Source organism: Pseudomonas sp. zfem004, from assembly GCF_032621715.1.
Classification (GTDB): domain Bacteria; phylum Pseudomonadota; class Gammaproteobacteria; order Pseudomonadales; family Pseudomonadaceae; genus Aquipseudomonas; species Aquipseudomonas sichuanensis.
The window spans coordinates 123,519-149,579 of the sequence record NZ_JAVYJF010000011.1; the positions used below are offsets into that span (position 1 = coordinate 123,519).

The 26,061-nt window shown below is 64.7% G+C and carries 26 protein-coding genes; 13 read left to right on the forward strand and 13 right to left on the reverse strand.

Features of this window, described 5'->3' with window-relative positions:
• The first annotated feature begins 38 nt into the window (after positions 1 to 38).
• The 11 genes from rsfS to RTH46_RS14260 all read left to right on the forward strand — a co-directional run bounded on the left by rsfS (position 39) and on the right by RTH46_RS14260 (position 10,517).
• Positions 39 to 467, forward strand: coding sequence for a ribosome silencing factor (gene rsfS / locus RTH46_RS14210; protein ID WP_110993391.1), 429 nt, complete (start codon positions 39 to 41; stop codon positions 465 to 467).
• Between the two features lie 9 nt (positions 468 to 476).
• Positions 477 to 944 (forward strand): 23S rRNA (pseudouridine(1915)-N(3))-methyltransferase RlmH, encoded by a 468-nt coding sequence (gene rlmH, locus RTH46_RS14215; RefSeq protein WP_023631106.1) that lies wholly within the window; start codon positions 477 to 479, stop codon positions 942 to 944.
• A 16-nt stretch (positions 945 to 960) separates the two neighbouring features.
• On the forward strand, positions 961 to 2,859 hold the full coding sequence (gene mrdA, locus RTH46_RS14220; RefSeq protein WP_110993392.1) for a penicillin-binding protein 2: 1,899 nt from the start codon (positions 961 to 963) through the stop codon (positions 2,857 to 2,859).
• A 38-nt stretch (positions 2,860 to 2,897) separates the two neighbouring features.
• On the forward strand, positions 2,898 to 4,001 hold the full coding sequence (gene rodA, locus RTH46_RS14225) for a rod shape-determining protein RodA (RefSeq protein WP_167409818.1): 1,104 nt from the start codon (positions 2,898 to 2,900) through the stop codon (positions 3,999 to 4,001).
• Positions 4,002 to 4,018: 17 nt separating this feature from the next.
• A complete protein-coding gene (gene mltB / locus RTH46_RS14230; protein WP_153787723.1) occupies positions 4,019 to 5,029 on the forward strand; it encodes a lytic murein transglycosylase B in 1,011 nt (336 codons plus the stop codon).
• Positions 5,029 to 6,027 carry a septal ring lytic transglycosylase RlpA family protein gene (locus RTH46_RS14235; protein WP_316905953.1) on the forward strand — a complete coding sequence of 333 codons (999 nt, stop codon included), beginning with the start codon at positions 5,029 to 5,031 and terminating at the stop codon, positions 6,025 to 6,027. The genes mltB and RTH46_RS14235 overlap by 1 nt, the downstream gene beginning before the upstream one ends.
• 279 nt (positions 6,028 to 6,306) lie before the next feature.
• Entirely contained in the window at positions 6,307 to 7,467 is a 1,161-nt protein-coding gene (locus RTH46_RS14240; protein ID WP_153787725.1) for a D-alanyl-D-alanine carboxypeptidase family protein, read from the forward strand.
• A gap of 72 nt (positions 7,468 to 7,539) precedes the next feature.
• Positions 7,540 to 7,815 (forward strand): DUF493 domain-containing protein, encoded by a 276-nt coding sequence (locus RTH46_RS14245; RefSeq protein WP_153787726.1) that lies wholly within the window; start codon positions 7,540 to 7,542, stop codon positions 7,813 to 7,815.
• Positions 7,815 to 8,462 (forward strand): lipoyl(octanoyl) transferase LipB, encoded by a 648-nt coding sequence (gene lipB, locus RTH46_RS14250; protein ID WP_153787727.1) that lies wholly within the window; start codon positions 7,815 to 7,817, stop codon positions 8,460 to 8,462. Before RTH46_RS14245 ends, lipB begins: the two co-directional genes overlap by 1 nt.
• Before the next feature lie 2 nt (positions 8,463 to 8,464).
• On the forward strand, positions 8,465 to 9,481 hold the full coding sequence (gene lipA, locus RTH46_RS14255; protein ID WP_153787728.1) for a lipoyl synthase: 1,017 nt from the start codon (positions 8,465 to 8,467) through the stop codon (positions 9,479 to 9,481).
• Positions 9,482 to 9,578: 97 nt separating this feature from the next.
• The gene (locus tag RTH46_RS14260) at positions 9,579 to 10,517 is read left to right on the forward strand and encodes an LD-carboxypeptidase (RefSeq protein ID WP_316905954.1); all 939 of its coding nucleotides are present in this window, start codon (positions 9,579 to 9,581) and stop codon (positions 10,515 to 10,517) included.
• A 192-nt stretch (positions 10,518 to 10,709) separates the two neighbouring features.
• Here RTH46_RS14260 and RTH46_RS14265 read toward each other — a convergent pair whose 3' ends face one another.
• The 5 genes from RTH46_RS14265 to leuS form a co-directional block, all read right to left on the reverse strand.
• A complete protein-coding gene (locus tag RTH46_RS14265; protein WP_316905955.1) occupies positions 10,710 to 12,023 on the reverse strand; it encodes a lytic murein transglycosylase in 1,314 nt (437 codons plus the stop codon).
• Between the two features lie 70 nt (positions 12,024 to 12,093).
• The gene (gene arfA / locus RTH46_RS14270) at positions 12,094 to 12,258 is read right to left on the reverse strand and encodes an alternative ribosome rescue factor ArfA (protein ID WP_153787732.1); all 165 of its coding nucleotides are present in this window, start codon (positions 12,256 to 12,258) and stop codon (positions 12,094 to 12,096) included.
• Positions 12,259 to 12,401: 143 nt separating this feature from the next.
• Positions 12,402 to 13,439, reverse strand: a complete 1,038-nt coding sequence (gene holA / locus RTH46_RS14275; protein WP_316905956.1) for a DNA polymerase III subunit delta — start codon at positions 13,437 to 13,439, stop codon at positions 12,402 to 12,404.
• Positions 13,440 to 13,475: 36 nt separating this feature from the next.
• The gene (gene lptE, locus RTH46_RS14280) at positions 13,476 to 14,081 is read right to left on the reverse strand and encodes an LPS assembly lipoprotein LptE (protein ID WP_153787734.1); all 606 of its coding nucleotides are present in this window, start codon (positions 14,079 to 14,081) and stop codon (positions 13,476 to 13,478) included.
• A 61-nt stretch (positions 14,082 to 14,142) separates the two neighbouring features.
• Positions 14,143 to 16,749: a leucine--tRNA ligase gene (leuS, locus tag RTH46_RS14285; RefSeq protein ID WP_153787735.1), complete on the reverse strand. Its 2,607-nt coding sequence runs from the start codon at positions 16,747 to 16,749 to the stop codon at positions 14,143 to 14,145.
• A 239-nt stretch (positions 16,750 to 16,988) separates the two neighbouring features.
• Here leuS and RTH46_RS14290 point away from each other — a divergent pair, with 239 nt between their 5' ends.
• Together RTH46_RS14290 and RTH46_RS14295 are read left to right on the forward strand one after the other, a co-directional pair.
• On the forward strand, positions 16,989 to 17,303 hold the full coding sequence (locus RTH46_RS14290; RefSeq protein WP_125462479.1) for a hypothetical protein: 315 nt from the start codon (positions 16,989 to 16,991) through the stop codon (positions 17,301 to 17,303).
• Positions 17,304 to 17,432: 129 nt separating this feature from the next.
• Positions 17,433 to 18,194, forward strand: coding sequence for a YdcF family protein (locus RTH46_RS14295; protein WP_316905957.1), 762 nt, complete (start codon positions 17,433 to 17,435; stop codon positions 18,192 to 18,194).
• A gap of 126 nt (positions 18,195 to 18,320) precedes the next feature.
• Here RTH46_RS14295 and lnt read toward each other — a convergent pair whose 3' ends face one another.
• The 8 genes from lnt to RTH46_RS14335 form a co-directional block, all read right to left on the reverse strand.
• Positions 18,321 to 19,838 carry an apolipoprotein N-acyltransferase gene (lnt, locus tag RTH46_RS14300; protein WP_153787737.1) on the reverse strand — a complete coding sequence of 506 codons (1,518 nt, stop codon included), beginning with the start codon at positions 19,836 to 19,838 and terminating at the stop codon, positions 18,321 to 18,323.
• 8 nt (positions 19,839 to 19,846) lie between these two features.
• Entirely contained in the window at positions 19,847 to 20,686 is an 840-nt protein-coding gene (locus RTH46_RS14305; RefSeq protein ID WP_110993410.1) for an HlyC/CorC family transporter, read from the reverse strand.
• Between the two features lie 26 nt (positions 20,687 to 20,712).
• The gene (ybeY, locus tag RTH46_RS14310; RefSeq protein WP_279846270.1) at positions 20,713 to 21,186 is read right to left on the reverse strand and encodes an rRNA maturation RNase YbeY; all 474 of its coding nucleotides are present in this window, start codon (positions 21,184 to 21,186) and stop codon (positions 20,713 to 20,715) included.
• The gene (locus RTH46_RS14315; RefSeq protein ID WP_153787739.1) at positions 21,179 to 22,177 is read right to left on the reverse strand and encodes a PhoH family protein; all 999 of its coding nucleotides are present in this window, start codon (positions 22,175 to 22,177) and stop codon (positions 21,179 to 21,181) included. Before RTH46_RS14315 ends, ybeY begins: the two co-directional genes overlap by 8 nt.
• 219 nt (positions 22,178 to 22,396) lie before the next feature.
• The gene (locus tag RTH46_RS14320; protein ID WP_153787740.1) at positions 22,397 to 22,942 is read right to left on the reverse strand and encodes a tetratricopeptide repeat protein; all 546 of its coding nucleotides are present in this window, start codon (positions 22,940 to 22,942) and stop codon (positions 22,397 to 22,399) included.
• A 237-nt stretch (positions 22,943 to 23,179) separates the two neighbouring features.
• Positions 23,180 to 24,463, reverse strand: coding sequence for a glutamate-1-semialdehyde 2,1-aminomutase (gene hemL / locus RTH46_RS14325; RefSeq protein WP_153787741.1), 1,284 nt, complete (start codon positions 24,461 to 24,463; stop codon positions 23,180 to 23,182).
• Positions 24,464 to 24,480: 17 nt separating this feature from the next.
• Complete coding sequence (thiE, locus tag RTH46_RS14330) at positions 24,481 to 25,104, reverse strand: thiamine phosphate synthase (protein ID WP_153787742.1); 624 nt, start codon at positions 25,102 to 25,104, stop codon at positions 24,481 to 24,483.
• A gap of 14 nt (positions 25,105 to 25,118) precedes the next feature.
• A complete protein-coding gene (locus tag RTH46_RS14335; protein WP_153787743.1) occupies positions 25,119 to 25,916 on the reverse strand; it encodes a hydroxymethylpyrimidine/phosphomethylpyrimidine kinase in 798 nt (265 codons plus the stop codon).
• Positions 25,917 to 26,061 lie beyond the last annotated feature (145 nt).

The window sequence follows — 26,061 nt, forward strand, 5'->3', positions numbered from 1 at the left end:
CCACGGGCGCCTCATTCAATGAGTTGAACGAGTTTTATATGACCAAGCAGAAAATCAATGGCATCAGTGGCGAAGAGCTGGTCGCGCTGACCAAGGCCGCGCTGGAAGACGTCAAGGCCCAGGACATCCAGGTTATCGACGTGCGTGAAAAGCACAGCCTGACCGACTTCATGATCATCGCCACCGGTACCTCCAATCGCCAGATCAACGCGATGCTGGAAAAGGTCCGTGAAGCGGTCAAGGCCAAGGGCGCTCAGCCACTGGGCGAAGAAGGCAAGGGCGACAGCGACTGGGTGCTGCTGGACCTGAACGACGTCATCGTGCACATGATGACCGCCGCCGCGCGCCAGTTCTACGACCTGGAGCGCCTGTGGCTGGGCGCCGAGCAGAGCCGTGCCAACGATGGCAAGCACCACAGCCCGGAGCACGCGCACGAGTATTCCGACAAGCTCAAAGACCGGGAATAAGGAAGCGTCGTGCGTCTGCGTCTGATCGCGGTCGGCTCGCGCATGCCCAAGTGGGTCGAGGAAGGCTGGCATGAGTATGCCAAGCGCCTGCCCCCGGAGCTTGCGCTCGAGCTGGTGGAAATCCCGCTGAATACCCGCGGCAAGAACGCCGATGTCGCCCGCCTGATCCGTCAGGAGGGCGAGGCGATGCTTAGCAAGGTGCAGCCCGGGGAACGCATCGTCACGCTGGAGGTCCATGGCAAGCCGTGGAGTACCGAGCAGTTGGCGGGCGAGCTGGACCGTTGGCGCCTGGATGCGCGTACGGTCAACCTGATGGTGGGCGGCCCGGAAGGGCTGGCGCCGGAGGTCTGCGCACGCAGCGAGCAGCGTTGGTCGCTGTCGCCGCTGACGTTGCCGCACCCGTTGGTAAGGATACTGATCGGCGAGCAGATCTATCGCGCCTGGACCGTGCTGTCCGGGCATCCGTACCACAAATGAACCTGTAAGCCCGCCGATGCCGCAGCAGATCCGCCTCAAGGACCACGAGAAAGACGCCCGCCTGGTGCGCAACCGCGTCGTCGTAGGCGCCGTGGCGGTGGTGCTGCTCGTCTGCGTGTTGATCGCCCGGCTGTACTTCCTGCAGGTCATCCAGTTCGACTACCACTCGACGCTGTCGGAAAACAACCGGGTGCATGTGCAGCCGATCCCGCCGACCCGCGGGCTGATCTTCGACCGCAACGGGGTGATCGTCGCCGACAACCGGCCCAGCTTCAGCCTGGTGATGACCCGCGAACGCTCCGGCAACCCTGGCAAGTGGCAGGAAGTGCTGGATGTGATCGTCGAGGTGCTGGAGCTCACCCCGGATGACCGTGCCCTGTTCGAGAAACGCATGAAGCAGGGGCGCCGGCCATTCGAACCGGTGCCGATCCTGTTCGAGCTCAACGAAGAACAGATCGCCCGTATCGCGGTCAACCAGTTCCGCCTGCCCGGTGTCGAGGTGGCGGCGCAGTTGGTGCGTCACTACCCGCAGGGTGCGCACTTTGCCCATTCGGTGGGTTATGTGGGGCGGATCAACGAGAAAGAGCTCAAGACCCTCGACCCGGTGAACTACAGCGGCACCCACCACATCGGCAAGACCGGCATCGAGCGTTTCTACGAAGATGACCTGCACGGCCAGGTGGGCTACGAGGAAGTCGAGACCAATGCCCGCGGCCGGGTGCTGCGGGTGCTCAAGCGTACCGACCCCAAGCCGGGCAAGGACATCGTGCTGAGCCTCGACATCAAGCTGCAGGAGGCGGCCGAGCAGGCGCTGGGCGGGCGGCGCGGTGCGATCGTGGCGCTCGACCCGCGCACCGGCGAAGTGCTGGCGATGGTCAGCCAGCCGAGCTTCGACCCCAACCTGTTCGTCACCGGCATCAGCTTCAAGGCCTATGCCGAGCTGCGCGACTCGATCGACCGGCCACTGTTCAACCGTGTGCTGCGCGGCCTGTACCCGCCGGGTTCGACCATCAAGCCGGCCGTGGCCATTGCCGGCCTGGACAGTGGCGTGGTGACCGCCTCCAGCCGGGTGTTCGACCCGGGCTACTACCAACTGCCCAACTACGACCACAAATACCGCAACTGGAACCGCACCGGCGATGGCTGGGTGGACCTGGATGTGGCGATCATGCGGTCTAATGACACGTACTTCTACGACCTTGCGCACAAGATGGGCATCGACCGCTTGTCCAACTACATGAACCGGTTCGGCATCGGGCAGAAGGTCTCGCTGGACATGTTCGAGGAATCCCCCGGGCTGATGCCGTCCCGCGAATGGAAGCGCGCCACCCGCCGCCAGGCCTGGTTCCCGGGCGAAACGCTGATCCTCGGTATCGGCCAGGGCTACATGCAGACCACGCCGTTGCAGCTGGCCCAGGCCACCGCGCTGATCGCCAACAAGGGCGTGTGGAACCGCCCGCACCTGGCCAAGACCATCGAAGGCCAGCCGCCGGTGGACGAGAACCCGATGGAGAACATCGTCCTGCGCGACAAGTCCGACTGGGCCAAGGTCACCCATGGCATGGAGCAGGTGATGCACGGTGCCCGTGGTACCGCGCGCAAGGCGGCCCTTGGCTCGCAATACCGTATCGCCGGCAAGAGCGGCACCGCGCAGGTGGTGGCGATCAAGCAGGGCGAGAAGTACGACCGCAACAAGCTCCAGGAGCGCCACCGCGACCACGCCCTGTTCGTTGCCTTCGCCCCTGCCGAAGACCCGAAGATCGTGGTCTCGGTGATGGTCGAGAACGGCGAGTCCGGCTCCGGTGTCGCCGCCCCCGTGGTACGCCAGGTCATGGACGCCTGGCTGCTCGACGAGAACGGCCGGCTCAAGCCTGAGTTCGGCCCCGCCACAGTCGCCCAGGAAACGGCCCCGTGATGAACAACTTCGATCGCATGCTCTCCAGCGAGGACGTGATGCGCCGGCGCGCCAGCTTCCTGCAGCGCATCCACGTCGACGGCCCCTTGCTGCTCATCCTGCTGACGCTGGCCGCCGGCAGCCTGTTCGTGCTGTATTCGGCCAGCGGCAAGAACTGGGACCTGCTGATGAAGCAGGCCACCTCCTTCGGTATCGGCCTGGTGTCGATGTTCATCATTGCCCAGCTGGAGCCGCGCTTCATGGCGCGCTGGGTGCCGCTGGCCTACCTCACCGGGGTGATGCTACTGGTGGTGGTGGACGTGATGGGCCACAACGCTATGGGCGCCACGCGCTGGATCAACATCCCCGGGGTGATCCGCTTCCAGCCCTCGGAGTTCATGAAGATCATCATGCCGGCGACCATCGCCTGGTACCTGTCCAAGCGCACCCTGCCGCCGCACCTCAAGCACGTGGCAATCAGCCTGGTGCTGATCGGCGTGCCGTTCATCCTGATCGTGCGCCAGCCCGACCTGGGCACGGCGCTGCTGATCCTCGCATCCGGTGCCTTCGTGCTGTTCATGGGCGGCCTGCGCTGGCGCTGGATCGTCAGTGTGATCGCCGCGGCGGTGCCGGTGGCGGTGGCCATGTGGTTCTTCGTCATGCACGACTACCAGAAACAGCGTGTGCTGACCTTCCTCGACCCGGAAAGCGACCCGCTGGGTACCGGCTGGAACATCATCCAGTCCAAGGCGGCGATCGGCTCGGGCGGTGTGTTCGGCAAGGGCTGGCTGCTGGGCACCCAGTCGCACCTGGACTTCCTGCCGGAAAGCCACACCGACTTCATCATCGCCGTGCTGGGCGAGGAATTCGGCCTGGTCGGCATCTGCCTGCTGCTGCTGATCTACATGCTGCTGATCGGCCGTGGGCTGATGATCACGGCCCAGGCGCAGACCCTGTTCGGCAAGCTGCTCGCGGGCAGCCTGACCATGACATTCTTTGTTTATGTGTTCGTCAATATCGGTATGGTCAGCGGCCTTCTGCCCGTGGTGGGCGTGCCGCTGCCCTTCATCAGCTATGGCGGAACTTCGTTGGTGACGCTGCTGTCAGCGTTTGGCGTTCTGATGTCGATCCATACGCACCGCAAATGGATTGCTCAAGTTTGAAAAAGGTGAAGAATTCAATGCAAGCAGTGCGTGGCTGGGTTGCCCGTTGTGTGCCGTGGATCGGCGCGGTGGGCCTGTTCGGCGCTGTCCAGCAAGCCCTTGCCGGCGATTACGACGGCTCGCCCCAGGTGGCCGAGTTCGTTGGCGAGATGACCCGTGACTACGGCTTTGCCAGTGAGCAGTTGATGGGCGTGTTCAGCGAGGTGCAGCGCAAGCAGGCGATCCTCGACGCGATTTCGCGGCCGGCCGAGCGGGTCAAGCCGTGGAAAGAGTACCGCCCGATGTTCATCACCGACGCACGCATCGCCCGCGGCGTGGACTTCTGGCGCCAGCACGAGGCGGTGCTGGCCCGCGCCGAGCAGGAATACGGCGTGCCGGCGCAGTACATCGTCTCGATCATCGGCGTGGAGACCTTCTTCGGCCGCAACACCGGCAACTACCGGGTGATCGACGCACTGTCCACCCTCGGTTTCGATTACCCGCCGCGCGCCGAATTCTTCCGCAAGGAACTGCGCGAGTTCCTGCTGCTGGCCCGCGATGAACAGCTCGACCCGCTGACGCTCAAGGGCTCCTACGCCGGCGCCATGGGCCTGCCGCAATTCATGCCGAGCAGCTTTCGCAACTACGCGGTGGATTTCGACGGCGACGGCCACATCAATATCTGGAACAACCCTGACGATGCCATCGGCAGCGTCGCCAGCTATTTCAAACGTCACGGCTGGGTAGCCGGTGGCGCCGTGGTCAGCCGCGCGCAGGTCGCAGGCGCCAGCGCCGACCAAGGCCTGACCACCGGCATCGAGCCGGTCAAGACCGTGGGGCAGTTGCGAGCGCTGGGCTGGTCGAGTCATGATGCGCTGCGCGATGATCTGCCGGTCACCGCCTTCCGCCTGGAAGGCGAGTACGGCCCCGAGTACTGGATGGGCCAGAAGAACTTCTACGCGATCACTCGCTATAACCGCAGCGTGATGTATGCCATGGCGGTGCATCAGCTTGCCGAACAGCTGGTTCAAGCACGGGGCGTCAAGTAATGCGCGCAATCATCTCTGCCAATACCTTCAAGCTGCTGACCTGCGTCACCGTCGGCATGCTCCTGGTCAGCTGCTCCAGCAGCCGCCCGACTTCCCAGAGCAGCGGCAACACCGTGCGTTCGCAACCGGGCCTGGATATCAACCGCGCCCACAAGGATGGCGCGCCGTGGTGGGACGTGGACGTCAACAAGATCCCCGACGCCACCCCAACCGTGCACACCGGCAACTACAAGGCCAACCCCTACACGGTGCTGGGCAAGACCTATTACCCGATGCAGGACTCGCGCAACTACCGCGCCGAGGGCACTGCCTCGTGGTACGGCACCAAGTTCCACGGGCAGAACACCGCCAATGGCGAGCTGTACGACCTCTACGGCATGAGCGCGGCGCACAAGACCCTGCCGCTGCCGGCCTACGTGCGGGTGACCAACCTGGCCAACGGCCGCAGCGTGATCCTGCGGGTCAACGACCGCGGGCCGTTCTACTCCGACCGCATCATCGACCTGTCCTACGCGGCGGCGAAGAAGCTCGGCTATGCCGAGAGCGGCACCGCCCATGTGCGCGTCGAAGGTATCGACCCGCAGCAATGGTGGGCCCAGCGTGGCCAGCAGCCACCGCTGATGCTCAAGGAACCGCAGGTCGCCCAGGCCCAGCCGATCGCCGCCAGCACCGGGCGTGTCGAGCAATGGACCCCGCCGCCGCAGCAGCACGCCGCGCCCGTGGTGCCGGTGCAGGTGAGCGGCAACAACGTGCCGAACAGCAACGGCGGCAGCATCCTGCAGGTGGGCGCCTTCGCCAACCCGGATGCCGCCGAGCTGCTGCGCTCCAAGTTGAGCACCATGGTCAGTGCGCCGGTGTTCATCAGCTCGGTCGTGCGCAACCAGCAGACCCTGCACCGGGTGCGCCTGGGGCCGTTCAACAGCCAGGGCGAGATCCAGCAGACCCAGGACAGCATTCGCCTGGCCAATCTCGGCCAGGCCAAAGTCGTGACTGACTGACCGGTCGTATTAACGTCATCGCGGGGCAAGCCCGCTCCCACGCCAGGTACTCCAAACGGCGTGGGAGCGGGCTTGCCCCGCGATGAATCAAAGCGCCGACCTGTCGGTTTGTTCATGAATTGCCGGGCGTTGCCATGTACAATGCCCGCTTTTGCCCGCAGCGGCATTAGGTCGCACTTTTGCGGGCCAGGCCATTGGCCATAAAACTAGACTGACGGGGCGCCGGGCACACGATGTGGCCCGCGGAACATCAGACCATTAGCGATTTACGAGAGACGGATGAACATCACCAACCTTGCCAAACGACTTTGCCTGCCTGTTCTGCTGCTGATCACGCCTGTCGCCTTCGCGGCCGAGCAGATGATGCCGGCACCACCGCAACTGGCCGCCAAGTCCTATGTACTCATGGACGCGGCCAGCGGCAACGTGCTGGTCGAGAACAACGGTGACGAGCGCCTGCCGCCAGCCAGCCTGACCAAGCTGATGACCGCCTACATCGCCACCCTCGACATCCGTCGTGGCCAGATCGGCGAGAACGACCCGGTGACCGTCAGCGAAAACGCCTGGCGTACCGGCGGTTCGCGCATGTTCATCAAGGTCGGTACCCAGGTGACCGTCAGCGACCTGCTGCACGGCATCATCATCCAGTCCGGCAACGATGCATCGGTGGCCCTGTCCGAGCACATCGCCGGCAGCGAAGACGCCTTCGCCGACATGATGAACAAGACGGCCGCCGACCTGGGCATGGGCAACAGCCACTTCATGAACCCGACCGGCCTGCCGAACCCGGAGCACTACTCCTCGGCCCACGACATGGCCCTGCTGGCACGCGCGATCATCAACGAAGACCCTGCGCACTACGCCATCTACTCGCAGAAAGAGTTCTTCTGGAACAACATCAAGCAGCCTAACCGCAACCTGCTGCTGTGGCGCGACAAGACCGTCGACGGCCTGAAAACCGGCCACACCGACGAAGCCGGCTACTGCATGGTCGCCTCCGCCGTGCGTGACGGTCAGCGCCTGATCGCCGTGGTGTTCGGCACCAACAGCGAGCAATCGCGTGCCGCCGAAACGCAAAAGCTGCTGACCTACGGCTTCCGCTTCTTCGAAACCCAGACCTTCTATCAGAAGGGCACCGAGCTGACTCAGGCCCCGGTATGGAAAGGCGCGACCAACCAGGTCAAAGCCGGCCTGGCCAACGACCTGACCATGACCATGCCTAAAGGCCAGTTGAAGCGCCTGCAGGCTTCGATGAGCATGAATCCGCAACTGACCGCTCCGATCGCCAAAGGTGACGTGATCGGTAAAGTGGAAGTCAAACTGGACGAGAAAGTGATTCACAGCGCCGACCTGATCGCCCTCGATGGCGTGGAGGAAGCTGGTTTCTTCGGCCGTATGTGGGATAGCATCCGCCTGTTCTTCTACGGTTTGTTCAACTGATACGTGACCTGCATGCCCCCGTGAACCAGGCGGGGGCGTTGCTGTTGCCACGGCTTACGAGGCCATCCCGCAATGAGCGAAGAAGACGTCAAGTCGCATAAGATCGAATTCCCTTGTGCGGACTATCCGATCAAAGTGATCGGCGATACCGTGGTCGGCTTCAAGGACACCGTGATCGAGATCCTCAGCAAGTACGCCAAGGTCGACCTGGCCACACTGGCCGAGCGCCAGAGCAAGGAAGGCAAGTACACCACGGTGCAACTGCACATCATTGCCGAAAGCGAAGATCAACTGCACGACATCAACAGTGCCCTGCGTGCCACCGGCATCGTGAAAATGGTGCTGTGATGAGCGCATGCCTCGGTATCCGCGAGCTTGGCCTGCAGCCCTATGAACCGGTGCTCGAGGCCATGCGTCGCTTTACCGAGGCGCGTGGCCCGGATGCCCAGGACGAAGTCTGGCTGGTGGAGCACCCGGCGGTGTTCACCCAGGGCCAGGCCGGCAAGGCCGAGCATCTGCTGGTGCCTGGCGACATCCCGGTGGTGAAGACCGACCGCGGCGGCCAGGTGACCTACCACGGCCCCGGCCAGTTGGTCGCCTACCTGCTGCTGGATGTGCGCCGCCTGGGCTTTGGCGTGCGCGAGCTGGTCAGCCGCATCGAGCAGACGCTGATCGAGCTGCTCGCCAGTTACGGCGTGCAGGCTGCCGCCAAGCCCGATGCCCCTGGCGTTTATGTCGATGGAGCGAAAATCGCCTCCCTTGGCCTGCGAATCCGCAACGGTCGTTGCTTCCACGGCCTTGCTCTGAATGTGGACATGGACCTCGCGCCATTCCGCCGAATCAACCCCTGCGGGTATGCGGGGCTGGCGATGACCCAGCTGCGCGACCTGGCAGGCCCGATCGAACTCGACGAGGTCAGGACAAGGCTGCGCGGACAGCTGGTCAAGCACCTCGACTACGCTGAGCAGACGACCCTCACGGGCGGAATCGACTGAATATGACAACTGTGCAAGAAGCCGTGCCGAACCTGATCCCGACGCAAGACGTCACCCCGCGCCCCGCGCCCAAGAAAGTCGAAGCCGGCGTGAAGCTGCGCGGCGCCGAGAAGGTGGCGCGCATTCCGGTGAAGATCATTCCCACCGAAGAACTGCCGAAGAAACCCGACTGGATCCGCGTACGCATCCCGGTTTCGCCGGAAGTCGACCGTATCAAGCAGCTGCTGCGCAAGCACAAGCTGCACAGCGTGTGCGAAGAGGCATCCTGCCCGAACCTGGGCGAGTGCTTCTCGGGTGGCACCGCCACCTTCATGATCATGGGTGACATCTGCACCCGTCGCTGCCCGTTCTGCGACGTCGGCCATGGCCGGCCGAAGCCGTTGGACCTGGACGAGCCGAAGAACCTTGCCGTGGCCATCGCCGACCTGCGCCTTAAGTACGTGGTGATCACCTCGGTGGACCGCGACGACCTGCGTGACGGCGGTGCCCAGCACTTCGCCGACTGCATCCGCGAGATCCGCGCGCTGTCGCCGGGTGTGCAGCTCGAGACCCTGGTGCCGGACTACCGCGGCCGTATGGACGTGGCGCTGGAAATCACCGCGCAGACCCCGCCGGACGTGTTCAACCACAACCTCGAAACCGTACCGCGCCTGTACAAGGCCGCGCGCCCGGGTTCGGACTACGACTGGTCGCTGGACCTGCTGCAGAAGTTCAAGCAGATGGTGCCGCACGTACCGACCAAGTCCGGCTTGATGCTGGGCCTGGGCGAGACCGACGAGGAAGTGATCGAGGTCATGCACCGCATGCGTGAGCACGAGATCGACATGCTCACCCTCGGCCAGTATCTGCAGCCGTCGCGCAGCCACCTGCCGGTGCAGCGCTTCGTGCACCCGGACACCTTCGCCTGGTTCGCCGAGGAAGGCTACAAGATGGGCTTCAAGAACGTTGCTTCCGGCCCGCTGGTACGCTCCTCGTACCACGCCGACCAGCAGGCTCACGAAGCCAAGATCAAGCTCTGAAGCGGGCTTGAGCTGAACATGCCGATGCACGCCGAAAGGCGGCATCGGCTTTTTTTTAGCTGTAAGTTTCAAGCGACAAGCTGCAAGGAGTAGCGCGATGAATTGCGTGGAGACCGTTGAAACCCTGCTGCCAGGAGCTCTGTCCGGCAATGCCCGGTTCGCTATCGTCGCCCCGGCTGGGCCGGCCCGACTGGATGCAGACAAGGCTCGCCAGTGGTTCGACAGCCGTGGGTATCAATGCCGCATCTACCCAGGCGTCAACCAGGCCGATGGGTACCTGGCGGGCAGTGATCAACAGCGCCTGCAAGACCTGCACGATGCCTTCCAGGCCCCGGATATCGACGCCATCGTCTGCATGCGTGGCGGCTACGGCAGCATGCGCCTGCTGGATGCGCTGGACTTCGACCTGATCCGTCGCCACCCCAAGCCGCTAGTGGGCTACAGCGATATCACCGCGCTGCATACGGTGCTCAACCGCCATGCCGGGCTGATCAGCTTCCACGGTGCGATGCTCAATGCCGACTTGTTGGGCGGCAAGCTCGAACCCACCGTGAGCTCACTGTTCGAGCAGTTGGGTGGGCAGTTGGGGGAGGGTGATGCGATTGTTCACCCGGCGGCTTACCCGCTGACGACCATCGTGCCGGGCGTGGCGAGCGGGCGGCTGGTGGGGGGCAACTTGTCGATCCTCGGTGCCACGCTGGGCACGGTGGCCGAACTGGATAGCCAAGGCGCCATTCTGTTCATCGAGGATGTCAACGAGCCGTTGTACCGGGTTGACCGCCTGCTGACCCAGCTGCGTCTGGCGGGCAAGCTGGAAGGCCTGAGGGGTGTGCTGGTAGGGGACTTTGCCGGGGTGACGGTGGCAGCGATGACGCCGCTGCTGCTGGATATCTTCGGGCCGCTCGGGGTACCGGTGCTGGCCGGGTGGCGCAGCGGGCATTGTGATCCGAATCTGTGTTTGCCGATGGGGGGGCGGGTGACGCTCGACAGCACGCTTCAGTGCCTGAGCCTGGCACAGCCTCTGTTCAGGGCATAAGCCCATCGCGGGGCAAGCCCGCTCCCACGGCGCCTGCGCAAGGCGTGGGGGCGGGTGGCGCTCGACAGCACGCTTCAGCGTCTGAGCCTGGCGCAGCCCTTGTTCAGGGCATAAGGCCATCGCGGGGCAAGCCCGCTCCCACGGCACCAGCAGCGTGGGAGCGGGCTTGCCCCGCGATAGGCATCAACGGATTCAGCGGCGCAGGCTATCCAGCAATTTGTGCGTCGGATAGCCATCCGCCGGCCAGCCCTGCGCCTGCTGCGCATTGCGAATGGCCTTGCGGGTATTGGCGCCGATGATGCCATCGGGATTGCCCGCCTCGTGCCCGCTGGCGTTGAGCAGGCTCTGCAGTTCGATCCGCTCGCTGCGGCTCAAGGGCAGGTCGTCCTTCGGCCAGCTGCCGGCGATGAAGCCCCAGCCATAGAAACGGTCGCCCAGCAGGCTGACCGCCAGCGCGTAGGACGACGAGTTGTTGTACTTGAGGATCGCGCGGAAGTTGTCCAGCACCAGGAACGCCGGGCCGCGAGCGCCAGCCGGCAGCAGCAGGGCGGCGGACAGCTGGCTGCTGTTGGCCGGCAGCTGGGTGCCTGTCGGTAGTTTCACGCCCAGTTGCAACCAATCGTTGACGCTCTTGCGCTGGCTGCCGTCGGCCAGCCAGTAGTCGAAGCCGGCAGGCACCTGCACTTCGAAGCCCCAGGGTTGCCCGCGTTTCCAGCCAGACGCCTGCAAGTAGTGCGCGGTCGACGCCAGGGCGTCGGCGGTGCTGTTCCAGATATCGCGGCGGCCATCACCGTCGAAGTCCACGGCGTGGGTCAGGTAGGTGGTGGGGATGAACTGGGTCTGGCCCATGGCCCCGGCCCAGGAGCCACGCATGGCGTCAGGCTGGATGTCGCCGTTCTGCAGGATCTGCAGGGCGGCGATCAGCTGGTCCTGGGCGAACTGCGGGCGACGGCCTTCGTAGGCCAGGGTGGCCAGCGAGCGGATCACCGATTTGCTGCCCTGGAACTGGCCGAAGTTACTCTCCATGCCCCACACCGACACCAGCACCTGGCGATCGACACCATAGCGTTGCTCGATGCGGGCCAGCAGCTCGGCGTTCTGCTCCAGCAGTTTCTTGCCGTTACGCACGCGCAGTGGCGACAAGGCGCCATCCAGGTATTCCCAGACCGGGCGGGTGAATTCGGGTTGGCTGCGGTCGGCCTTGATCACGTCCATGTCCGGGGTGACGCCGAGGAAGGCGCGGTCGAACAGGCTGGGGCTGATACCGGCTTGCAGGGCCTGCTGGCGGAAGCCGGCCTGCCATTGGGCGAAGGTCTGCAGGGGCTGGATTTCGCTGCTGGTGTCGGCGCTGGTGCCGGGCAGCGTGACGACGGGGGCGGGCTGGGCGGGAGCCAGCGGCAGGGCGTCGGCGGCGGTGGGTTTCTCGGCGCAGGCAACGAGCAGGATGAAGCTGGTGGCCGCGATCAGCTGGCGAGGTTGCCAGCGTAGAGTGAGACGAGAGGGCATGCACGAATCCAGAATTGCAGGTCAGGTGCCGACCATACCATGCCTGCGCATTTCATGCCTTTGATGGCTTTCATGCCGCCATAAAGCAGGAAGCCTCCCAATCTCTCGATTGGAAGGCTTCGCGGCGGTAGCTGCCTTTGCCTTTGTCCGGTCGTTCCTGGCGGCAGCGGAACAGCGGTTGGGCGATGATCGACTTGGCCTTGTTGGGGCCGTGCTTTTTCGGCTTTTTGCTCATGGCGGGTTCCCGATTGGGTGGGTTTCGGGGCGCACTTTAGGCTTGTGCAGGCGTGGGGGCCAATTGATTGTGTTTATGGTCCGAAGGCCTATCGCGGGGCGCGTGGGAGCGGCGGTTCGGCGTCCAGACTTGCCCCGCGATCATCATTCGGCGGGAAGGGTCAGGCGCTGTCCGGCCATCAGCAGCGACAAGCGCGCCAGGCTGGTCCAGGGCGAACCCTGGGCCTGGCCTTTGATCTGCGCATCGATACGCTGGGCATCCTGCAGCAGCATGGCCCAGCGCTGCGCCGAGAGGCGCTGCAGGGCCTTGCTCACCAGCGGTCGACGCTTGTCCCACACCGGTGGCCGGGCCTGGCTGAAGGCCTTGTCCAACGGCACCCCCTGGCTGAACTGCTGCGCCAGCCCCGCCAGCAGGCGCAGTTCACGGGCCAGGGCCCAGAGGATCACTGGCGGCTCGACACCTTCGCCGCGTAGCCCCTCGAGCATGCGCAGGGCATGGGCTGCCTCGCCGTTGAGGATCGCATCGACCAGGCCGAACACATCGAAACGGGCACTGTCGGCAACCGCCGCCTGTACCGTCTCGACGGTGATCTGGTTGCCATCGGCCAACAGCTTGAGCTTTTCGATTTCCTGGGCGGCGGCCAGCAGGTTGCCTTCGACCCTGGCGGCGATCATGTCGACCGCATCGCGCTGGGCCGTCAGGCCGGCCTGTGAGAGACGCTGGTTGATCCACTGTGGCAACTGCTGGGCATCCACCGGCCAGATTTGGATGAACTGGCAGTGGCCGCCCTCGATCAGTGCCTTGCCCCACTTGGTTTTTTGCGCGCTGCCATCGAGCTTGGGCAGGCTGATCAGCAGCAAGGTGTCTTCGGCGGGGTTGGTGCAGTACTCGATGAGTGCGGCGGCGCCCTTGTCGCCAGGTTTGCCCGAAGGCAGGCGCAGCTCCAGCAGGCGGCGCTGGGCGAACAGCGAGAGGCTGGCACCGGCCAGCAGCAGGTTGCCCCAGTCGAAGTTGGCATCGGCGCTGAACACCTGGCGCTCGTCGTAGCCTTGCTGGCGCGCGGCGCCACGAATGGCGTCGGCGGCTTCCTGGCACAGCAGCGGGTCGTCGCCGCTGACGATGTACACAGGCGCCAGCTGGCCCTGCAGGTGTTTGTTGAGTTGGGCTGGGGAGAGTTTCATGGCGAAGTGCGGGGTGCCGGGGCACCCCGTTCAGGCTCAGTTGGCCGGGACTTCCAGCGGGGATTGCTGGGGCGTCTCGTCGCGGATGCGTTGTGCTTCCTGCAGGGCCTGGGCTTCGGCTTTGGCGCGTTCGTCGGCCTTGTGCTGCAGCTCGTCCAGGCGTTCCGGAGTGAGCTGTTGCAGGCGAACCATCATGTTCTGTACCAGGTCGCTGCGCATTTCCTGACGAACCTGGGTCGCTTCCTGGCTGGAGCCGGTGATGTTGTTGCCGTTGTGCACGTAGTAGCGCTGCACCTGCACTTTGTCTTCCAGCAGCACAGTGTCGTTCCGGCCTTCGATGGCATAGTTCAGCACCGTGGTCAGCTCGTATTCCGACGAGCGGTTACCACCGCTGTAGGTCGCCGCGCGCTGGGTTTCCTGTTCGTTGGTGAGTACCAGCTTGAACGGTGCACCGCTGTATACCCTTACCTCGTTGCTTTCCAGAGTGCGGCGCAACTGCTTGACGGTATCGCCGTAAGCGTTACGGGCGCTGAGGTCCAGCTCCTTGATGGTCAGTTCGGTGGTGCCGGTGCCGCGCAGCTGGAAACCACAGGCGCTGAGCAGTACGGCCAGGCCCATTACCAGCAGATTGCGTTTGATCATGTTGTAGCTCCCTCGTGGGCCGAATACGCCCGCCCGCGCTGTGCGCGGACGGGCGTTGCCATCAATTGGCGACGATGTTGACCAGCTTGCCCGGTACCACGATGACCTTGCGGATGGTCAGGCCATCGGTGAAGCGCAGGACATTCTCGTTGTTGCGGGCAGCCGCTTCGATCTCCTCGCGGCTGGCGGCGGCAGGCATGTCCACCTGGCCGCGCAGCTTGCCGTTGACCTGTACCACCAGCGTGACGGTGTCCTGCACCAGCGCGCTTTCGTCAACGGCCGGCCAGCCGGCGTCGATCACGGCCTGGTCGTGGCCCAGGTGCTTCCACAGCTCGTGGGAAATGTGCGGAGTGATCGGCGACAGCAGCAGGGTCACGGCCTCGAGGCCTTCCTGCAGCAGGGCACGGTCCTGGGCGGTGGCTTGCGGGGCCTTTTCCAGCACGTTCATCACGGTCATCACCTGGGCGATGGCGGTGTTGAACTTGTGGAACTGGCCGACATCGGTGCTGGCCTGCTTGATCGCCGCGTGGATGGCACGGCGGATGACTTTTTGTGCGTCGTCGAGCGAGGCGACATCCAGCTTGCCCGGCAGGCCCTGGGCAACGTGGGCCTGGGCCAGGCGCCAGACGCGGCGCAGGAAGCGGCTCGCGCCTTCGACGCCGGAATCGGACCATTCCAGGCTCATGTCGGGCGGCGAGGCGAACATCATGAACAGGCGGCAGGTGTCGGCGCCGTAGACGTCGATCATCGACTGAGGGTCGACGCCGTTGTTCTTCGACTTCGACATCTTCTCGGTGCCGCCGATTTCCACCGGCAGGCCGTCGGTCTTCAGGCGTGCGCCGATGATCTTGGCCTTGGCATCACGCTCGATCTCTACATCGGCCGGGTTGAACCAGTCCTTGCCGCCGTTGCTGGCGACGCGGTAGTAGGTTTCGGCGACGACCATGCCCTGGGTGAGCAGGTTCTTGAACGGCTCGTTGGAGGTGACCAGGCCTTCGTCACGCATCAGCTTGTGGAAGAAGCGCGCGTACAGCAGGTGCAGGATGGCGTGCTCGATGCCACCGATGTACTGGTCGACCGGCAGCCAGTGGTTGGCCGCTTTCGGGTCTACCAGGCCCTTGTCGTAGTTCGGCGAGGCGTAGCGGGCGAAGTACCAGGACGACTCGACGAAGGTGTCCATGGTGTCGGTTTCGCGCTTGGCCGCAGTGCCGCATTTCGGGCAGGTGCATTCATAGAATTCGGGCATGCGCGCCAGCGGCGAACCGGCGCCGTCCGGCACCACGTTCTCCGGCAGGGTGACCGGCAGCTGGTCTTCCGGCACCGGCACGTCGCCGCACGCCGGGCAGTGGATGATCGGGATCGGGCAGCCCCAGTAGCGCTGGCGGCTGATACCCCAGTCGCGCAGGCGGAACTGGGTACGCGACTTGCCGAGGTCCTTGCGGATCAGGGCGGCTTCGATGGCGTCGAAGGCGCCGGCGAAATCCAGGCCGTCGTATTCGCCGGAGTTGATCAGCTGGCCATGCTCGCCATAGGCGGCCTGCCATTCGCTGGACACTTCGTCACCGGCGCTGGTGCGCACAACGGCCTTCACCGGCAGGTTGTACTTGTGGGCGAACTCGAAGTCGCGCTCGTCGTGGGCCGGTACGGCCATCACGGCGCCGTCGCCGTAGTGCATCAGTACGTAGTTGGCGACCCACACCGGCAGTTTCTCGCCGGTCAGCGGGTGTTCGACCAGCAGGGAAGTGGCCATGCCCTTCTTCTCCTGGGTGGCCATGTCGGCTTCGGCGACGCTGCCGCTCTTGCACTCGTCGATGAACGCCTGCAGCGCCGGGTTGCCCTGGGCGGCCTGGGTGGCCAGCGGGTGCTCGGCGGCGACGGCGACGTAAGTGGCGCCCATCAGGGTGTCGGGGCGAGTGGTGAAGACTTTCAGCGTGCCTTCGTGGCCGATGCTGGCCTGGTCGTAAGGGAACTGCACTTCCATGCCGCGCGACTTGCCGATCCAGTTGCGCTGCATGGTCTTGACCTGTTCTGGCCAGCCCGGCAGCTCGTCGAGGCTTTCCAGCAGCTCGTCGGCGTAGTCGGTGATGCGGAAGTAGTACATCGGGATTTCGCGCTTTTCGATCAGCGCGCCCGAGCGCCAGCCACGGCCGTCGATGACCTGCTCGTTGGCGAGCACGGTCTGGTCGGCCGGGTCCCAGTTCACGGTACCGTTCTTGCGGTAGATGATGCCTTTCTCGAACAGGCGGGTGAACAGCCACTGTTCCCAGCGGTAGTAGTCCGGCTTGCAGGTGGTGACTTCACGCGCCCAATCGATGCCAAGGCCCAGGCTCTTGAGCTGGGTCTTCATGTAGTCGATGTTTTCGTAAGTCCACTTGGCCGGGGCGACGTTGTTTTTCATCGCCGCGTTTTCCGCCGGCATGCCGAAGGCGTCCCAGCCCATCGGCTGCAGGACGTTCTTGCCCAGCATGCGCTGGTAGCGGGCAATCACGTCGCCGATGGTGTAGTTGCGCACGTGGCCCATGTGTAGCTTGCCGCTCGGGTACGGGAACATCGACAGGCAGTAGTAGGTGTCCTTGCCTGGCTGTTCGGTAACAGCGAACGACTGTTGCTCGTCCCAGAACTTCTGGGCGGCGGCTTCGATATCACGGGGCGTGTATTGTTCGTGCATGGCTACTTTTTAACTGAGAGAGAAAGGACCCTGTTTCCAGGCAGCGGAACCTCGCTGCGACCGGCACTCCGGTGTCGATAGAGTGAACGCCGTAGCATACATGAGCGTCGCGCATCGTGGGAAACCCTGATTGCATCCCCCGCCGCGCGGGCCGTTGGTCGCGGCGGGCAGCTGCTTTTCATGACAACGCTAAGCTCATTTGTGGGGGGAGATATTCTTACCTTCAATGAGGTGAACGGATGGGAGAGTCGCAACTACCTGCAAGCAAACCGGAGCTTTACGAACGCCTGATCGACCGCTTGGGCCTGGCACTGGAAGTGGCCAGAACCTCGGTACGATTGCGCGACGAGATGCCTGCCGAGCTGGAATTGCGTGGCCTGAGCCACGCCGAGTTCGAGGTGATCAAGGCCTACCTGGAGTCTCTCCCGGCAGGTCGCCATGCCAGCGCCGGTGCCTACCCGCAACCGGAACCATCCTCGGCCAGGATCATCTGGCTAAAGGATCGAAAACGCGCCACTGCTCCAGCAAGATCCAGGACGCAGCCATCCCGATAGCCGTTCAGGTTTGCAGGCGCACGTGCTCACGCGCCGGTTCTTCAACACCCACACTGTGATCGGCGTCGACCTCCCCTTGAGGCCCGGCGCCGATCCTCTTAGGCTGCATGCCTTCCATGGAGGTGTGCGATGCCGATTCGCTTTTTCATCAAACAATGGCTGATGCCGCCGGGCGTATTGCTGCTGTTGCTGCTGGCGGCCTGGTGGTGGCGTCGACGCCGGCCGCGCCTGGCGGCTGCGTGCTTTGCCCTGGGCCTGGGCGGGCTGTGGCTGATGAGCTTGCCGCTGGTCGTGGAGCAGGCGGCCCGGCAGCTGGAAACGGAACCTGCGTTGGCGCCGCAGAGCTGGGCGAGCCTGGCAAGCCGTGCCGATGCCATCGTGGTGCTCGGCGCTGGGCGTGATCGAGGCGATCCGGCCTGGGGTGGCAGCGATCAACCTTCCTACCTGGCCCTGGAGCGCATCCGCTATGCCGCGCAACTGGCCAAGGCGTCCGGGTTGCCGGTGCTGACCAGCGGTGGCCTGCACTATGGCACGCCGCCGAGTGAGGCGCAGTTGATGGCTGAGCGACTGCAGGCAGATTTCGCTGTTTCGGTCACCTGGAAGGAAGAGGCCAGCCATACCACCTGGGAGAACGCCGTGCTAAGCGCGCAGGTCCTGCAGCCGCTGGGGGTCCGTCGTGTGGTGGTGGTGACCCAGGCCTGGCACATGCAGCGCTCGCGCTGGAGCTTTGAGCGTGCCGGGTTTGAAGTGGTGCCGGCGCCGGTGGGGTTCCTCGGGCGCGATCATGCCCGGCCGTTTGCCGGTTTGCTCCCGGAAAGCCGGGCGATCTGGCAGAGCGGGCAGCTATTGAACGAGGCGGTGGGGCTGGTGGGGTATCGGGTTTTCTACTGAATCTTGCACCGCAGGTGCCTGCCTCTTCGCGGGTAAACCCGCTCCCACAGGTACCATGCAAGCCTTGAGGGCCGCGGCGAACCTGTGGGAGCGGGTTTACCCGCGATGAGGCCGATACAGGCGCTATCAGACGGTCTTGGCAATCCGCCCGGCCAGCAGCGCCCAGCCCAGCAGCAATGCACAGACAATCGCCAGCGGCCACGAACGCCATTGCAGGTAAGGCGTCAGCTGTTGCATCGGTACGACCTCGCCATACAGCACCGCGCGCTCGAACTGCGGGATCTGCGTGGTGATCTTGCCGAACGGGTCGATCAGCGCGGTCACGCCGTTATTGGTGGCGCGGATCATCCAGCGGCCGGCTTCCAGTGCCCGCATCTGCGCCATCTGCAGGTGCTGCAGCGGGCCGATCGAGGTGCCGAACCAGGTGTCGTTGCTGATGGTCAGCAGCAGGTCGCTGCGTGCTGCCAGGCTAGCGGCGAACTCGGGGTAGACCACTTCGTAGCAGATGTACGGTGCAATCTGGTAGCCCTTGGCCTGCAGCAGCGGCTGGTCCGCGGGGCCGCGGGCAAAGTCCGACATCGGCAGGTTGAAGAACTCGATCGCCCCGCGCAGCATGTCCTGCAGTGGCACGTATTCGCCGAACGGCACCAGCTTCTGCTTGAGGTACAGGCCGTCGCCTTCACCGGCCACGGTGATGCCGTTGAAGTAGCGCCGCTGGTGGTGGACCATCTGGCGTACCGGCACCCCGGTGATCAGCGCCGAATGCCGCTCGGCGGCGAACGCCCCCATCATGTCGATGTAGCCCTGGGCCTGGTCCTTGAGCACCGGTACCGCGGTTTCCGGCCAGATCAGCAGGTCAACCGGCTTGGAGCTGAAGCTCATGTCACGGTACAGCGCCAGCTGGGCGTTAACGTGGGCCGGGTCCCATTTCAGGTCCTGTTCGACGTTGCCCTGCAGCGCGGCAACCTTGAGCGGGTCGCCGGCGGGCTTGGTCCAGGCGTGGCCCTTGAGCGCCATGCCGACGACCCAGGGCGCCACCAGCAACACGGCGCCGATAGCCAGGAACGATGGGCGTGCGCGCAGGCGCAGCAGGTTGCACAACAGTGCCGCAGTCAGCGCAAGGCTGAACGACACCAACCACACACCGCCGAGCGGCGCCAGACCGGCCAAGGGGCCGTCGAGCTGGCTGTAGCCGGCGTAGAGCCATGGGAAACCGGTCAGGAACCAGCCACGGAAGGCTTCCTGCAGCAGCCACAGCGCAGCGAAGCTCAGCGCGTCGGCCAAGGGTGCCTCGTCGCGGCGCAGCCAGCGCGCCCAGAGCCAGGCCGGCAAGGCGAAGAAAAACGCCAGGCAGGCGAAGAACGCCAGCAGCAGCAGGATCGCCAGCAACGGCGAGGCGCCGCCGTAGGTGTTCATGCTGACGTAGATCCACCAGGTGCCGGCGCCATACAGGCCGAAGCCGAAGCACCAGCCGCGGGCCAGTGCCTGGCGCGGGTTGAGGGTACGCAGGCCGGCGTAGAACAGGGCGATGGACAGCAGCGCCAACGGCCAGATGTCGAAAGGCGCCAGGGCCAGGAGGGTGGAAGCGCCGGCCACCATGGCCAGCAGGTTACCGGGCCAGCCGGGGCGGGTGATCCAGCGCATGTTCGTCCTTAACGGTTGATCGGTGTCAGGCGTAGCAGGTGTATCCGCCGGCTGTCGGCGTTGAGAATGCGGAAGCGGTAGCCGCCGATCTCGGTGGTCTCGTTGCGTTTGGGCAGGTGACCGAACGCACTCATCACCAGGCCGCCGACCGTGTCGAACTCGTCATCGGAGAATTCGCTGTCGAAGAACTCGTTGAAGTTCTCGATCGGGGTGAGGGCCTTGACCAGGAAGTCGCCGCTGGGCAGCGGCTTGATGTAGCTGTCTTCCTCGACGTCGTGCTCGTCTTCGATGTCGCCGACGATCTGTTCAAGCACGTCTTCGATGGTCACCAGGCCGGCCACACCGCCGTATTCGTCGATGACGATGGCCATGTGGTTGTGGTTGGCGCGGAATTCGCGCAGCAGCACGTTCAGGCGCTTGGACTCGGGCACGAAGGTGGCCGGGCGCAGCAGGTCCTTGATGTTGAAGCTGTCGCCGTTCTCTTTGAGGATCAGCGGCAGCAGGTCCTTGGCGAGCAGGATGCCAAGCACATCGTCATGGCTCTCGCCGATCACCGGGTAGCGCGAGTGCGCGGCATCGATCACCGCAGGCAGGAACTCGCGTGGCGATTGGCTGGCCTTGATGCTGATCATCTGCGAGCGCGGCACCATGATGTCGCGCACCTGCAGGTCGGCGACCTGGATGGCGCCTTCGACGATGGTCAGCGCTTCGCTGTCGAGCAGCTTGTTCTGATGGGCTTCGCGCAGCAGCTCAAGCAGCTGCTGGCGGTTTTTCGGCTCATGGGCAAAAGCCTGGGTCAGCTTACCCAGCCAGGACTTTTGCCCGTTGCTCGATCGGTCTTCGCTCATGGCGGTTACTCGTGTTCCTTGCAGTGTCAGTGTGTGATTGCGTCGGTTTCGTCGTCGGCGTACGGGTCCGGGTGACCCAGTTCTGCCAGCAATTCCCGTTCCAGCGCTTCCATCTCTTCGGCTTCGTCGTCGTCGATGTGGTCGTAGCCGAGCAGGTGCAGGCAGCCATGGATGACCAGGTGGGCCCAGTGCGCTTCGAGGGCCTTGCCCTGTTCCTTGGCCTCTCGCTCGACCACCGCGACGCAGATCACCAGGTCGCCGAGCAGCGGGATGTCCAGCAGGTCGTCGGGCACGTCGGCGGGGAAGGACAGCACGTTGGTCGCGTAGTCCTTGTGCCGGTAGGTGTGGTTAAGCTCGCGGCCTTCGGCTTCGTCGACCAGGCGGATGGTCATCTCGGAGTCGGCGCTGCGCTGGCGCAAGGCAAGCTCGCACCAGCGGCGGAAGGCGGCGTCATCGGGGCTGGCAGCATCCGTGGCCCGTTGCAGATCGAGTTCAAGCATCTTTGCCGCGCGCCTCGGGCTGGGCCTGTCGGGCTTCGAAGCGGTCGTAGGCTTCGACGATGCGTTGCACCAACGGATGGCGCACCACGTCCTTGGGCTGGAAATGGGTGAAGCTGATGCCCGGTACGTCCTTGAGCACCTCGATCACATGGGCCAGGCCCGACTTGGTGCCGCGTGGCAGGTCGACCTGGGTGATGTCACCGGTGATCACCGCGGTCGAGCCGAAGCCGATACGGGTGAGGAACATCTTCATCTGCTCGAGCGTGGTGTTCTGGCTCTCGTCGAGGATGATGAAGCTGTTGTTGAGCGTGCGGCCGCGCATGTAGGCCAGCGGGGCGATCTCGATCACCTGGCGCTCGATGAGCTTGGCCACATGTTCGAAGCCGAGCATCTCGTACAGCGCGTCGTACAGCGGGCGCAGGTACGGGTCGATCTTCTGGGCCAGGTCGCCGGGCAGGAAGCCGAGTTTCTCGCCGGCCTCGACCGCCGGGCGCACCAACAGGATGCGGCGCACCTGCTCGCGCTCCAGCGCATCCACGGCGCAGGCCACGGCCAGGTAGGTCTTGCCGGTACCGGCCGGGCCGATGCCGAAGTTGATGTCGTTGGCCAGGATCTCTTTGACGTAGCGTTGCTGGTTGACGCCGCGCGGGGTGATTTTGCCCTTGCGCGTGCGCAGCGAGACGCTGACTTCATTGACCGCAGGGTTGCCGATGCTCTCGACCGCGGATTCCTGGAGGTAGAGGTGGACCGTTTCCGGCGACAGTTCGCTGGCCTTGGCCTCGCGATAGAGACGGCGCAGCAGCTGTTCAGCGGCAGAGGTGGTCTTGGGTTCGCCGATCAGTTCGAACTGATTGCCGCGGTTGCGGATCTCGATGGCCAGGCGTTGCTCGATCAGGCGCAAGTGCTCGTCGAACTGGCCGCACAGGTTGGCGAAACGGTTGGCCTCGAAAGGTTCGAGGATGAAGCGATGGGGTTGTATGGGAGCGTTCAAGGTGGTTTTTAGCCGCTCGACGGCAATGAATGTGAGCTCAAGAATAACCCTTGAGTGGCAGTGGCGAAAGCACTGAAACGATCAAGGGTCGGTGCTGGCCGTGGCGGCCTCATCGCGGGGCAAGCCCGCTCCCACGTTTTGGGCTGCGCCCACACGAGCACGAGCAATCCTCGGCCTATAGTGATCGGCATTTCTTACGGCTGTGTGATGGGGCTTCAGTCAGGGGAGGGGCGAGAACGGTGTGCGCCCTTCGGCGTTCTGCAGTTCCAGCAGGTATTTGCGGAAGATCTGGCCGAGCACCTGGGTGGCATGCTCAAGCTCGTCGCGCGGCATCTGCTCGGTGACTTCGTCGGCCATGTCCAGTGCATCTTCCGCACCGTTGACCGCCGCCATCTTCAGCAGGATGTAGGCCTGCACGTTGTTGGCCTTGACCCCTTCGCCGTGGAAGAACATCGAACCGAGGCGATACTGGGATTGGGCGTGGCCCTGCAGAGAGGCTTTCTCGAACCACTTGAGCGCTTTGTCGAGGTGGCGGGGGGTACCGCTGTAGTAGAACTCGCCCAGCTCGTACTGTGCTTCGGCATCCCCGGAGTCTGCGGTTTGCTCGCAGGCCTTCAGGGCGCTGGCCTGATCCTCCGGCGCGGCATTCAGCGTGCAGCGGCCCGTCGCTGGAATCAGCAACGAGTTACCGCCCTCCGCCAGGGCCAGCAGGGGCTGAAGAAGCAACAGGCAGCCCATGGTCAGGGCGCGGCCGGTGCGGTTCATGGGGATCGACTTACCTCTGCAAAGCTACGGCCAAGGTCTCTGGTGGCACATTATGGGATAAGCAGCGCCAACCTTACAAAGTTTTACTGGAAATTCTACACCCCGAGTGAGGGCTGCCGATTTTGCCAGTGTTTGTGAGAGGGGTCACATTCCCCGGCCTCATCGCGGGGCAAGCCCGCTCCCACGCAGGGATCAAGTCACGTGGGAGCGGGCTTGCCCCGCGATCTGGCCGGCGTGTTACTTGAGTTTGGCGAAAGCCCGCTCAGCCGCATCCAGGGTGATCTGCAGCTCCTTGTCGCCGTGGGCGATGGAGGTGAAGCCCGCCTCGAACGCACTCGGCGCCAGGTACACGCCACCTTCGAGCATCAGGTGGAAGAAGCGCTTGAAGCGCTCCGCATCGCTGGCCATCACGTCGTCGAAGGTGACGATGTCATCGGCGCCGCTGAAGTACAGGCCGAACATGGCGCCCGCTTGCGTGGTGACGAACGGGATGCCGGCGGCATCGGCGCGCTGCTGCAGGCCGTCGAGCATGCGGCTGGTGAAGTCGGTGAGTTCGTCGTGGAAGCCCGGGCGGCTGATCAGTTTGAGGGTGGTCAGGCCGGCGGCCATGGCCAGCGGGTTACCGGACAGGGTGCCGGCCTGGTAGACCGGGCCGAGCGGGGCGATGCAGCCCATGATCTCGCGCTTGCCGCCGAAGCAGCCGACCGGCATGCCGCCACCGACGATCTTGCCGAAGGTCGACAGGTCTGGGGTGATGCCGTAGTAGCCCTGGGCACCGCCGAGGGAGACACGGAAGCCGGTCATCACTTCGTCGAAGATCAGCACCACGCCGTGCTTGTCGCACAGCGCGCGCAGGCCTTCGAGGAAGCCCGGCGCCGGTGGTACGCAGTTCATGTTGCCGGCCACCGGCTCGACGATGATGCAGGCCACGGTCTGGCCAACGTCGGCGAGGGTTTTCTCGACCGCGGCGATGTCGTTGAACGGCAGCGTCAGGGTGTGCTTGGCGAAGTCCGCCGGTACGCCGGCAGAGCTCGGCACGCCCTGGGTCAGCAGGCCCGAACCGGCCTTGACCAGCAGGCTGTCGGAATGGCCGTGGTAGCAGCCTTCGAACTTGATGATGGCGTCACGGCCGGTGTAGCCACGGGCCAGGCGGATGGCGCTCATGGTGGCTTCGGTGCCGGAGCTGACCATGCGCACCATCTCCATCGACGGCACCAGCGAGCAGACCAGGTCGGCCATCTCGGTTTCCATGGCGGTCGGGGCGCCGTAGGACAGGCCGTGTTCCAGCTGTTTACGTACCGAGTCCAGCACGTCCGGGTGGGCGTGGCCGAGGATCATCGGGCCCCAGGAACCGACGTAGTCGACGTAGCGCTTGTCATCCTCGTCGACGACGTAGGCGCCTTCGGCGTGCTTGAAGAACAGCGGAGTGCCGCCGACGCTCTTGAAAGCGCGGACCGGCGAGTTGACGCCGCCGGGGATGTGCTTCTGGGCTTGGGCGAACAGGGCTTCGGAACGGGACATGGGATCTTCTCTCGAAATCAGGAAGCGAACAGGGCGTTGAAGGCGCGGGCGCGGCGGGTGACTTCCTGCGCGCTGTCGGCACCGAACAGGCCGTGGATCACCGCCAGCAGGTCGGCGCCATGGGCGACCAGCGGGGCGGCGTTGTCGAGGGTAATGCCGCCGATCACGGCGATCGGCAGCTTGACCTGGGCGCGGGCCTGTTCCAGCAGATCGACGCTGGCGGCCGGTGCGCCCGGCTTGGTGACGGAATTGAAGAAGCGGCCGAAGGCGACGTAGTCGGCGCCTTCCTTGGCGGCCTGCTGGGCAAGCTCAAGGCTGGCGTGGCAGGTGGAGCCGATGATCGCCTGACGGCCGAGCAGGGCGCGGGCCGGCGTGAGCGGGCCGTCGGTCTGGCCCAGGTGCACGCCGACGCCCAGGCGCGCGGCCAGTTCGGCGTCGTCGTTGATGATCAGCTGGGTGCCGTAGCGCTCGCACAGTTTCATCAGCGCTTCGGCCTCACGCAGGCGGCGGGCGGCATCGTCGCTCTTGTCGCGGTACTGCAGCAGGCAGACGCCGCCTTCGAGTGCCGCCTCGACGTGGCTTAAGAAACGGCCGGCGAGCAGCTGGCTGTCGGTGATCGCATACAGACCGCGGAGCTTCATCGGGTGGCCTCGTGTCAGGAGCAGAAATCCAGGGGCAGGCGGCGTGGCACGTACTGGCCCTTGCCCAGTTGCTCGGCGTCACGCAGGGTGCGCCAGGTGTAGTCCAGGGCGCTGCGCACGGCGCTTTGCAGCTGCTCGCCGAGGGCCAGGCGGCCGGCCAGGGCGCTGGCCAGGGTGCAGCCCGAGCCGTGGTAGCTGCCGGGCAGGCGTTGGCAGGTCCAGGTGTGCTGCTGGCCATCGCGGCTGTACAGGCGGTTGTGGATTTCGTCCTCGTCGCCGTGGCCGCCGGTGATCAGCAGGTGCTCGACGAAGGGCAGCAGCTTGGCGGCGCACTCGTCGGCGGTGCCGTCCGGCAGTTCGGCGAGGATCCGCGCCTCGGGCAGGTTCGGGGTGGCAATGGTGGCCAGCGGCAGCAAGCGCTCGCGCAGGGCGTAGCCGACCTCGTCCTTGCCCAGGCGGCCACCGCCGCCGGCACGCAGCACCGGGTCGCAGACCAACGGCAGGTGCGGGTGGGCCTTGAGCAGTTCGGCCACGGTGTCGACCATTTCGATCGAGCCGAGCATGCCCAGCTTGACCGCGGCCACGCTGGAGTCGGCCAGCACGGCGTTGGCCTGGGCCAGTACCCACTCGCGGTCGAGCACGCGGAAGTCGGAAACGTTGACGGTATCCTGCACGGTCAGGGCGGTCACGGTCGGTGCGGCGTGACAGCCTTGGGCGATCAGGGCTTCGATATCTGCCTGCAGCCCGGCGCCACCACTTGGGTCGTGGCCGGAGAGACAGAGGACAACGGGGCGGGAGCTGTAGGTATTCATGGTCGGCGAGCTTATCACCAAACCTTTTTGTGCGGATCGGTCGCTGCGCAAGATTTGCTGATCGAGTGGTCAGGATGTCTGGGCTGCTTATGCTGTAATGCCCGTGCTAGAGCTGTTTCATGCAAATTTAGTGTGGCCTCTGGCC